Origin of the sequence: Desulfurococcus sp., from assembly GCF_049970475.1 — an archaeon.
Classification (GTDB): Archaea; Thermoproteota; Thermoprotei_A; order Sulfolobales; family Desulfurococcaceae; genus Desulfurococcus; species Desulfurococcus amylolyticus.
Window position 1 is genome coordinate 691 of sequence record NZ_JBMFMW010000037.1, and the last position, 9659, is coordinate 10349.

A 9659-nucleotide genomic window follows, 5' to 3' on the forward strand; every position below is an offset into this window, starting at 1 on the left:
AACCCATTGGGTTACCGGCTAGCTTCAATGCGTTAAAGAAGAGGATAAGTGGTGTTAAGCTCTCTGAGAGCGAGATGAAGAGTATTATACAGGATGTTGTGAACGGGATCTATGGCGAGGCTGAGATAGCGGCTTTCCTCATTAGTCAGCTCTACAATGAGTTAAGCGAGGAGGAATTAAGCTATCTTGTTAAAGCAATGGTTGAAACGGGAAGTAAACTCATATTTGAGGAGACGGTATACGATGTGCATAGTATTGGAGGGGTACCTGGTAATAGTAAGGTGGCTTTGATAACAGTACCAATAGTTGCCGCTTCAGGGTTATTAATACCTAAAACCAGTAGTAGAGCCATAACGAGCCCGGCTGGCACAGCTGATACTATGGAGGTCTTAGCTAGGGTTGATCTAACGATCGATGAGATAGTTGAGATAGCTAGGAAGGTTAAAGGCGTTTTAGCCTGGGGAGGTAGGCTTAATCTGGCTCCAGCGGACGATATATTTGTTAATATTGAGAGAAGGCTCTCCATAGATCCCGAGCAACAAATGGTTGCAAGTATATTATCCAAAAAGCTCGCTATGGGTGTGGAGAGACTAGTGATAGATATACCAGTGGGGCGTGGGGCAAAGGTTGAAAAGGTTTCTCTTGCTGAAAAATTGGCAGGATTATTCATAAGGCAAGCCGGTTTACTAGGGGTTGCAATGAGGGTCGCCTTAACCTATGGTGGGCAACCCATAGGTACATCGGTTGGCCCGGCCCTAGAGGCGAGAGAAGCTCTAGAAGCCCTTATTGAGAGAAAGGGAAGCAGGAGCCTTATTGATAAAGCCATACTCCTAGCTGGATTAGTTATGGAGTTAAGCGGAAGGGTTCAGCCTGGGCAGGGTGAGGAGGTGGCTAGGGAGATATTCGTATCCGGTAAGGCATATGAGAAGTTCAAGCAGATAATAGAGGCTCAAGGAGGGAACCCTGAGACCAAGCCAAGCGATATACCCATAGGCTCTCACACATATACTCTCACCTCACCGCTTGAGGGAGCTGTTACACATATAGATAACACTGCTATCTCTCTAATAGCTAAGGCGTGTGGAGCCCCCTATGATAAAAGAGCTGGCGTGAAACTCCATGCAAAGGTAGGCTACAGGGTTAACAAGGGTGATCCATTAATAACGTTATATAGTGACAGCGCGTCAAGACTTGAGACAGCTGTGAGGCTTCTAAGAGACCTACAGCCAGTGATAGTTGAGGGGATGCTTTTAAGGACTCTGCCATAGGATAATAGATTATTCATGCCCCTAACCGGAGTGCTTTTTATTTTTATTTAACTATAACATAGTTAAGTATTATAAGGGGTGCCAGTGCTTTGAAGTATGATGTAGTAGTTGTGGGAGCTGGTGTTGCTGGATTATACTCCTCATTAGTCTTGGCTTCAAAGGGGTTCAGGGTCGCGTTAGTGGAGAGTAAGCCAGCCAGTAAAATAGGGGATAAGACATGCGGAGATGCAATAGGTGTACATCATTTCCAGCACATAGGGTTGAAGCTGCCTGAAGACATCATAGACCATGTCTACAGGGGAGTGAAGATATATAGTCCAAGCGAGAGGCATGAGATAATTGTTCCCGGTGAGGGAGTAAGCGTTAACAGGGTTAAACTGGGACAATGGCTGCTTAAGCAGGCGTTTGATAGGGGTGTGGAATTACTCGACCAGCATAGTGTCATAGGGGTGAATATGACGGGTGATAGGGTAGGTTCTATTATAGCAAAGAAGGTTGGCGGAGGCACAGTGGAATTAGAGGCAGAAGCATTCATTGATGCAAGCGGCTCAAAACCAGCTTTAAGGAGCAGGCTTCCCGAGACATGGCCTATTTCTGATAAACCCTATACAACAGACTTCAATATAGCTTATAGAGAGGTAGTAGAGTACGATGGTGGTGTAAGGGAGGAGGATAGGGATTACGCTGTAATATACTTGAACACTATTATAGCCCCAGGCGGCTACTGGTGGCTCTTCCCCAAGTCACGTGATGGCAGGGTGATCAATGTCGGGTTGGGAGTAATATGGAATGGACTCCACAATCCAAGGCATAACTATGATAAGTACCTCAGACAAAGATTCAATGGTAAAGTACTACATGCAGGAGGAGGAATCGTACCTACACGGAGACCGCTGCCAACCATGGTCTGGAGGAACGTCGGTGTTGTTGGTGATGCAGCATATACAGTAAACCCTGTGCATGGAGGTGGTATAGGTTCATCACTGGAGGCAGCTGATATAGTAGCTAGACATGTAGGGGATGCCCTTGAGCAGGGAGAGGTCAGTGAGAAGACAATGTGGGAGGCAAACATAGAGTATATGAGGGCCTATGGGGCTAAGCAAGCAGGACTAGATATCCTAAGGATGTATATGCAGAAGCTCTCCAATGAGGATTTCGAATGGTTGATGGCGAATAAGATCGTTGACGGTGCATCCGTCTATGATATAGGCGTTAAAGGCGAGTTAGGTGAGAAAATAACTCACATGATACTCTCAGTGTTGAGAGCCTTAAGTAGGCCGAGCCTGCTAAACCAGTTAAGGATTGTGAGAAACTACATGAAGAAGGCAAGCGAGCTATATCTTGATAAATACCCCTCGACGCCTAACGAGCTACCAAGCTGGATGAGGATGGTTGAAGACATGGTTGAAGAATACAGGAGGATAATAGGATTCAATAAGGGAGAAAGAGTTAAATGGTGATATATGCTGGTATAGATCTAGCTGGTTCACCGAGGAATCCAACAGGCGTAGCATTAATCAAGCACAACGGTGGGGCCAGAATAGTTTTTATAGGAGTCCTTTACAGTGATGGAGAAATAATTGATTTACTGGGGACATTTAAGCCCAATATAGTTGCACTAGACGCCCCCTTAACGCCTGGCCATGGTTACCGTGAAGTGGATCTCTTACTCCTGAATAATGGATACAGGGTATTGCCCCCGGGTTGGCATGGTATGAGGCTCCTCTATGAGAGGGCTGCTAGATTATCTAGAATACTTTTCAATATGGGTATTAGAGTCGTAGAGACTCATCCACGGAGTGCTTTAAAGTCAAGTGGATGTAGGAGCATTTATGAGTTAGCAGAGAAGATGAGTCTCCCAGCTAGAACTGGCCTAACCAGGGATGAGGAGGACGCTTTAATAGCTTCTATTGTTGCAATGGAGTATGCTAGAGGAGAAGCTGTCTCATTCAAGGCTCCTGACGGCGAGATCTTCCTTCTTAAACCCCTGTGTGGTTAAATTGGCTGTAAAAGCCTTGAGTACTCTTCTATTCTACTGGCAATATGTTTTAACAATGCTTCCCTCGAAATCTTGGATAAAACCCTGATCCTCCATGGTATATTGACCCTGGCCCCTGAAGCGGTTAGATGCCCGCCTCCCCCCAGTGCTACTGCTATATCCCTCACGTTTACACCTCTGCTTCTAAAGCTCAGTTTTCCATCGCTTGAGGCGATGACAGCGACATCGGTGTTGAAGCGCCCCATTATAAATGAGGCCAGGAAACTATTTTCCACATTCTCATTTGACTCAACGATACATACCCTGAAACCATTCATCTCTCTGATGATTTTTCTAATATCATCTCTGAACAACCCTAGTTCCAAGTCTATTGTGGCTGAGATTTTTTCATTGAAGGATGGATCCCAGTAGACGCCTTCGGTAAGCCTGCTGAGGACCCGTCTTCTCCACTCATTGCTATCCTTTCTCCTGATCAGCCTTATATAGTATGGGCCCAGCCAGTGATCAAATCTCCATAAGTCGCCTGCGCAAACTCCGTTGACAAGGTTGGAGACGAAGTCTTCATTAGCGTCTACCCCGTGCTTACTATACTTGTATACCACTCCTGTGGCACATGTGGATTCATCAATGTATAGTTCAACCCCTATGCTTCTCACCTCCTGGATCCACTTGGTGCTCCATACATGGTGGTCGAACCAGTATATCCTGCTCCCTCTTCTACGATAATCGTCTAGGAGTTCCTTAACTCTCTCGAAAACTGTTGGATTAACCCCTATGTCTGTGATTACTATATTCGAATATTCTTTGCCATTATTCCTCTCGAGTGCTTCGTGGAGGTTATATGGCTCAGTGAAGTATACACGGTAGTCCCTTAGATTATTTAAATATATGTATAGTGCTGCCGATGCAACGCCATCCATGTCTGTGTGTGTTATTATCAATGTATTACTCATGGTGAACCACACTACAATCCTTATTCTTCCCTGATTTAGGAGTGAACCCTTATAAGTAAATCTCATCTAGATAAATACTGGGAACAGGTGTATTATGTTTTGAGCGATTTTCAGGATTTAACAGGGTTGAAACACGATCCAAGTAGTCTTAATTTACTTGAAGACCCTGTTAAAGAGGCTGAATTATTTTTAAGAGGACAGTATGTTGAAACCGTTACCATTACATTGGCTGATTTCGTAGAACTTATCTCTTCAAGGCTCTCAAAGGGCTCCTACCTGCTCTCCTGCCGGGATGACATCAGCTACACCATACTAGTCGAGGACGGGGTAATCAAGTCAATAGTCGAATATTTTGAGACATCGATTAGAATACCGGGGTATATGGCTCTAAGGGATTTCAGTAGAAAGCTTGCATCATCGATGATTGAGTGCCGCGTATTCAACCTCACAGCTAAGCAGAGAGAAGGGGAATCAGGAGCACAGGTTAGTGTGCAAGCTGGGGAAGTAAAAGTGACACAACCTGTAGAACCCGGTGGTAAATCTATAGAGAGTGTGAAACCAGCTGCCCCACTAGCAGGAGAGGGGGCTGCTCATCGAATCACCGAGACTGTGAAACCAGTTGTCCCGCCAGCTATAGATCAAGATAGATTAAAGGGATTTGTAAAGCATTTAAGAGATATTATAAGTGAGACAGCTGAACTATATGGATGTATGATGATTGATGATATCTCAACCGATCTAAGCAACGAGGTATTAGTGGTTAAGGTTAAGCTCAGAAAGAGGGGGTTGTTTGGTAAATGTAGAGATAGCGAATTAAAGACTAATATAGAGAAGGATTTACCGATACTAAAGGAGTTACATGAGGTGGGCTTGGAGGTTAGAATAGAGTTTCAACTAATCGGCTAACCTCTAGGTGCGAGATTCAATGCTATTAAATCTACCCAGCGTCAGGCCTGGTTTCTGCTGTGATCTCCTCACTGATCTTCTCCTTACTCTCCCCTCTTATCTCTGTCAATCGTTTAACAGCCTTCTCATACACTAGTTGCGGCTCATAGTAGTAGTCAAAGATTATTCTTGAGACATCCCAGGCATCTTTAATCCCCTCCTCCTTCATCCACTCGAGGACAAGTGCTCTCCTCTTTATCTCCTCTATGACATCTTCCAGGTCCCATCCTTTCTTTGCCGCGACATCCTCTAGGTGGATGCTCTCTTTCAGGCCTACTTTATGTGTATCTGTTCTTGGATCCCATACGCTTATCGACCTATATTTTTCAAAGTCCTCGACCTCCTGTACCACGGTTATTCTTCTCCTAACCTTTACCACTCCTTTCTCCACCCTAGTGATCACTCTCTGGATATGCATAAATACATTCATAAGCTTCATATATGCTGGAGAGATATTCATCGGAGGGCTTGTAAGTCTTTTAATAGCGTAGTCAAGTGTTTCAGCATGGATGGTGCTGGCACCACTGTGCCCAGTTGCCATTGCCTGGAATAATACAGATGCCTCCTCGCCACGCACCTCTCCAACAATCACGTAATCAGGCCTATATCTAAGGCTTAACTTTACCAGGTCATAGAGCTTCACACTTGTCCCAAGACTCTGCGTCCCCACAACATAGGTTTCCCTGCTGGTTAACTGAACCCAGTTGACATGGGGCAGGTTTAGTTCTGGTGTATCCTCGATTGTCACTATTTTCATACCTGGCTTAATGAACATTGAAAGCGCGTTCAGCATTGTTGTTTTACCTGTACCGGTGCCACCAGCAATCATGAATGTCTTACCATGCTCTAGAAGCATCCATAGGTATGCTGCAGATAAAGCATCTATGTTACCCTGCTCGATAACTTCTATGATGCTGAATGGTTTCTCACGGAACTTACGTATAGTGAAGGATGGCCCCTTGGTGGAAACCTCTCTACCGTAGGTTGCTGCAACACGGTGTTTCTCGGGTAGCATTGCGTCTAGAATAGGGTATGCTATGCTTATATGCTTACCCGCCATATGAGCCATTTTCATTATCAGCTCATTCAATGCCTCCTCAGCGGCGAATGTGATGTTGGAGGGTATGCTCTCGTACTTCCTGTGCCAGACGAATACTGGTATCCCCACGCCGTTGCAGGAGATATCCTCTATATTGGGATCCTTCATTATCGGGTCTAGTACGCCGTAACCGAGGAGATTCCTCTCGATATAATACATCACCTTAAGCCTTCTAGATCCAACCATACCCAGTTTCTCACGGTATTTCTCACTGATCCTCTCGACCTCCTTAAACACGTATCCCCTTAGATCAGCCAGATCCTCTCTTCTCTGGGGCGGTCTTATCTCATCCATAAGGATCTCGTAGAGTTTCTCCAGAGCTATCTTATCTTCTTCGTCCAGCCCCTGTTCCTCCACGAAGTACATGGGTCCCTTAGGTGTTTCAGCAATGGTTATCTTAACGAATGGCTTATATATGTAGTATGAATCGAGAATGCGCCAGGAGGGATCTCTCGTCGATACCTGTACTAGTTCCTCGATAGCTGTAATACTTTCCTTTAATATCTTCGCTTTCTTCACTTCGGATTTCTTTTCCACAGGTTCCTTCCTCAGCTTAATCAATGGCATCTTTAATTTCAAGCTTGATACCTCCATATCCAAATATTAGCTATGTTTAACGGGTATACTTCTTACAAAATATTTATTAGACTAGTTAATAATATAAATAAGCCTGCATTTTTAAGTTAAAGTTAAGTTGAAAGTCTAGATGTGGTGGTAGGTGTATATATTATGAGGTTTTGGAACTGGATCTACCGTCATTTCCACTGGATCGGTGAGCAGATTTTAAAATGGTTTCCAAACATATCTGACTCTGTGAAGAAATCAGGTATACACGTTCACTCAGAGGTCTATGCGTCTTTCACGGGCTTCATGTTCCTGGTTTCCCTAATTACATCAATATCTTTAATTGTTTTAGCTGTATTCTTATTTCACAACCCACTCCTCGTAATCATACTGGTCATTCTTCCCACTATAGTCTTATTACTCATGGTGTCCCTCCCATCCCTCATCGCGACTAGCCGGGCTTCATCGATTGATGGAGAGTTCCCGTTTCTATCAGCTTATCTCAGTACGATGGTTATGAGTGGTCTTTCACCATACATAGCTTTTGAGAGGGTTTTGAGGGGCAGTATTATATTTAAGAGGAGTAGTGAGCTGGCCCAGAGATTCATATTGTTAAGCAGGGTTCTCGGAAGGGATCCATTAACGGCTTTCGATGAGCTCTCTCAGAGGGTTGCTAGCTCTAGGGTTAAGGAGACTTTGTCAGGTTATATAGCCACAGTGAAGGCTGGGGGAGACGTTATTGATTACCTCAATAAGAGATCTAGGTTGCTCTTCAACGAGATGCTTGTCGGCATGAAAATTATTGCCGACAGGCTTGGTGGGCTCCTCGAGGCTTACTTAGCCATGGTTTTATTAACCATGATAAGCTTTACCGTGCTATACTTCGTGACCACGGGATTTGCTGGGGTGGTGCCTTTTGGTTTATCAAGTGGGGGAATGTTCTTCTTCCTTTACATAGTTATGCCTTTGTTAAGCGGCGTCATAATATATTTGGCCGATCTACTCCAGTATAAGGATCCATATATGGATTGGAAGCCCTACATGGTGTTCTTCGCCACCTTTATACCTATAATACTAGTCCTCTCATTATTCGGCATATTCTTCTACCTAATGCTTCCACCATATAATCCATTGAGATTAAACCCCGTTACCCAATTCATTGGGGGAATGCTCCTGTTGTTCGGCGTGGGCAACCCACCCGGCTACATGTACTCAACTATAGCTTTATCAACAGCGTTAATTATAGCTACCATACCCGGCTTCATCTACTATTTGTATGTATCAAGGGAGTATAAGGTGGTGAGAGGTATAACAAGGTTCCTCAGAGACCTAGTCGAGGTAAGGAAAACCGGGTTACCACCTGAGAGAAGCATTATAGAGCTCAGTAGTAGGGACTACGGTGTCTTCACCCAATACCTTAGGAAGGCGGCTATGGAGCTAAGCATAGGTGTTCCATTAAGGAGAATTATTGATGAGTTAATGAAGAAGATAAGGTCTTGGACGGGGCAGGTACTATTATTCATACTCACGGACTCCATAGAAGTCGGGGGAGGAACAGTAGAGGTGCTTGAGAACCTAGCATGGTTCGCAGAGAGCGTTGAAGCAATAGAGGATGAGAAGAAGAGGAGCCTAAGGACCCTCATGATAGTCCCATACATGGGCGGGATACTCTCAGCGGTTACAGTAATATACATGGTTAGCTACATGGCTAAACTACCGGTGCGGGTGGGGGCATTTGGTCAGGCAGCTGGGCTGGTCTTACCTAGCATAGTATTAAATAACTATATCATGGGGCTTGTCGCGGGTAAAATATCCTCGGGTAGATTGATAGCTGGATTATTCCACGCCATACTACTGACCCTAATAACTCTGGCGGCGATACTGGTTTCACCATTATTCACGGGGTAGTGTATGATATGGTTAGAAGCAGTAGAGCTGTAAGCGAAATATTGGCTGGAGTAATATTATTCACAGTGGTAACCCTGATATCCCTCGCCATATTCTTTTATGCCATATTCTACGTTGACTACGCTAAGGCTTTAACAGAGTATGGTTATGCAGTATCCATGTTCAACAATATTGCTGAAGCCATTATCACTAGGTTCACTAACAACACAGCCATGGATTTCACCTATCCTCATGAAGCCGTTTCAATAGGATATAGCTACCGGGATGTAAACCTATCTATAATATTGCGTGATGCAGGAAACAATAGTCTTATATGGTCCCTAAATACAACTAGATGCTATGTCTTAAGGGCTGGTGTACCGAGGCCTGTTGTAACTAGTTCAACCCCTGTGAAGCTAAGGGGTGATAATATTACAGTAGTTAATGATATTAATACTGTTCCATTAATCTACGAATACTATTCCAACGGCTGGAGTATACTTGTACTGGATTTATGCAGGATATACTACTCTATTAAATCACTGAACAACACCAGGATGCTGGAGGTATGGTTGTTTAATCTAACCGGCGTGAATGGTGAGGACACACCTCCCATGGTGACTGGGCAGGGACATATAGTAGTATTGCCTAGAGTAAGGGATATTGTTTTTAGTAATGTAAAAGCTACGATCACCCCTCTTGATCAAACGGTTACCTCTGGTTTTCCAGCAGTGTTTACAACAGTTGTCATTCGGTTCGTAAACATAGGAGTTTTAATAGGTTAAGCATCGGTTTTCCAGCGGTGTTTCCATAACTATATAGGTAGTGACATTAAGATATAAATCATTGGATGAAATATTGGAAAAGTAAGTTGTAAATTATTATTAGGGTTAAAATAAATATTGATATACTAAAAGATGATTTGGTGGTTTTCGTGAACGGTG

General features: G+C 44.1%; 8 protein-coding genes. 6 read left to right on the top strand and 2 right to left on the bottom strand.

The annotated features are described in order from the left end of the window. From ACP5N5_RS03495 to ACP5N5_RS03505, 3 genes are all read left to right on the top strand, one after another. On the top strand, positions 1–1268 hold a 1268-nt coding region (locus tag ACP5N5_RS03495; RefSeq protein ID WP_428132982.1), incomplete at its 5' end, for an AMP phosphorylase. A gap of 89 nt (positions 1269–1357) precedes the next feature. After that, positions 1358–2728, top strand: coding sequence for a geranylgeranyl reductase family protein (locus tag ACP5N5_RS03500; RefSeq protein WP_428132987.1), 1371 nt, complete (start codon positions 1358–1360; stop codon positions 2726–2728). Then, positions 2722–3267: a DUF429 domain-containing protein gene (locus tag ACP5N5_RS03505; protein ID WP_276813609.1), complete on the top strand. Its 546-nt coding sequence runs from the start codon at positions 2722–2724 to the stop codon at positions 3265–3267. Before ACP5N5_RS03500 ends, ACP5N5_RS03505 begins: the two co-directional genes overlap by 7 nt. On the opposite strand, the gene ACP5N5_RS03510 is transcribed toward ACP5N5_RS03505, so the two are convergent. Then, on the bottom strand, positions 3264–4220 hold the full coding sequence (locus ACP5N5_RS03510) for a DHH family phosphoesterase (protein WP_428132991.1): 957 nt from the start codon (positions 4218–4220) through the stop codon (positions 3264–3266). The two genes, ACP5N5_RS03505 and ACP5N5_RS03510, sit on opposite strands and share 4 nt — an antisense overlap. 99 nt (positions 4221–4319) lie before the next feature. Here ACP5N5_RS03510 and ACP5N5_RS03515 point away from each other — a divergent pair, with 99 nt between their 5' ends. Further along, positions 4320–5126 carry a hypothetical protein gene (locus tag ACP5N5_RS03515; protein ID WP_428132993.1) on the top strand — a complete coding sequence of 269 codons (807 nt, stop codon included), beginning with the start codon at positions 4320–4322 and terminating at the stop codon, positions 5124–5126. 31 nt (positions 5127–5157) lie between these two features. On the opposite strand, the gene ACP5N5_RS03520 is transcribed toward ACP5N5_RS03515, so the two are convergent. After that, positions 5158–6858, bottom strand: coding sequence for a type II/IV secretion system ATPase subunit (locus ACP5N5_RS03520; protein ID WP_428132995.1), 1701 nt, complete (start codon positions 6856–6858; stop codon positions 5158–5160). Between the two features lie 135 nt (positions 6859–6993). On the opposite strand from ACP5N5_RS03520, the gene ACP5N5_RS03525 reads away from it, so the two are divergent. Beyond that, on the top strand, positions 6994–8736 hold the full coding sequence (locus ACP5N5_RS03525) for a type II secretion system F family protein (RefSeq protein WP_428132998.1): 1743 nt from the start codon (positions 6994–6996) through the stop codon (positions 8734–8736). 8 nt (positions 8737–8744) lie between these two features. Then, on the top strand, positions 8745–9500 hold the full coding sequence (locus tag ACP5N5_RS03530; protein WP_428133001.1) for a hypothetical protein: 756 nt from the start codon (positions 8745–8747) through the stop codon (positions 9498–9500). The last annotated feature ends 159 nt before the right edge of the window (positions 9501–9659 follow it).

What these genes read in the sequence shown, in the direction of transcription:
- ACP5N5_RS03505 (WP_276813609.1), top strand. Translation starts at nt 2,722, where the DNA reads ATGGTGATATATGCTGGTATAGATCTAGCTGGTTCACCGAGGAATCCA.
- ACP5N5_RS03510 (WP_428132991.1), bottom strand. Translation starts at nt 4,220, where the DNA reads ATGAGTAATACATTGATAATAACACACACAGACATGGATGGCGTTGCA.
- ACP5N5_RS03520 (WP_428132995.1), bottom strand. Translation starts at nt 6,858, where the DNA reads ATGGAGGTATCAAGCTTGAAATTAAAGATGCCATTGATTAAGCTGAGG.
- ACP5N5_RS03525 (WP_428132998.1), top strand. Translation starts at nt 6,994, where the DNA reads ATGAGGTTTTGGAACTGGATCTACCGTCATTTCCACTGGATCGGTGAG.
- ACP5N5_RS03530 (WP_428133001.1), top strand. Translation starts at nt 8,745, where the DNA reads ATGGTTAGAAGCAGTAGAGCTGTAAGCGAAATATTGGCTGGAGTAATA.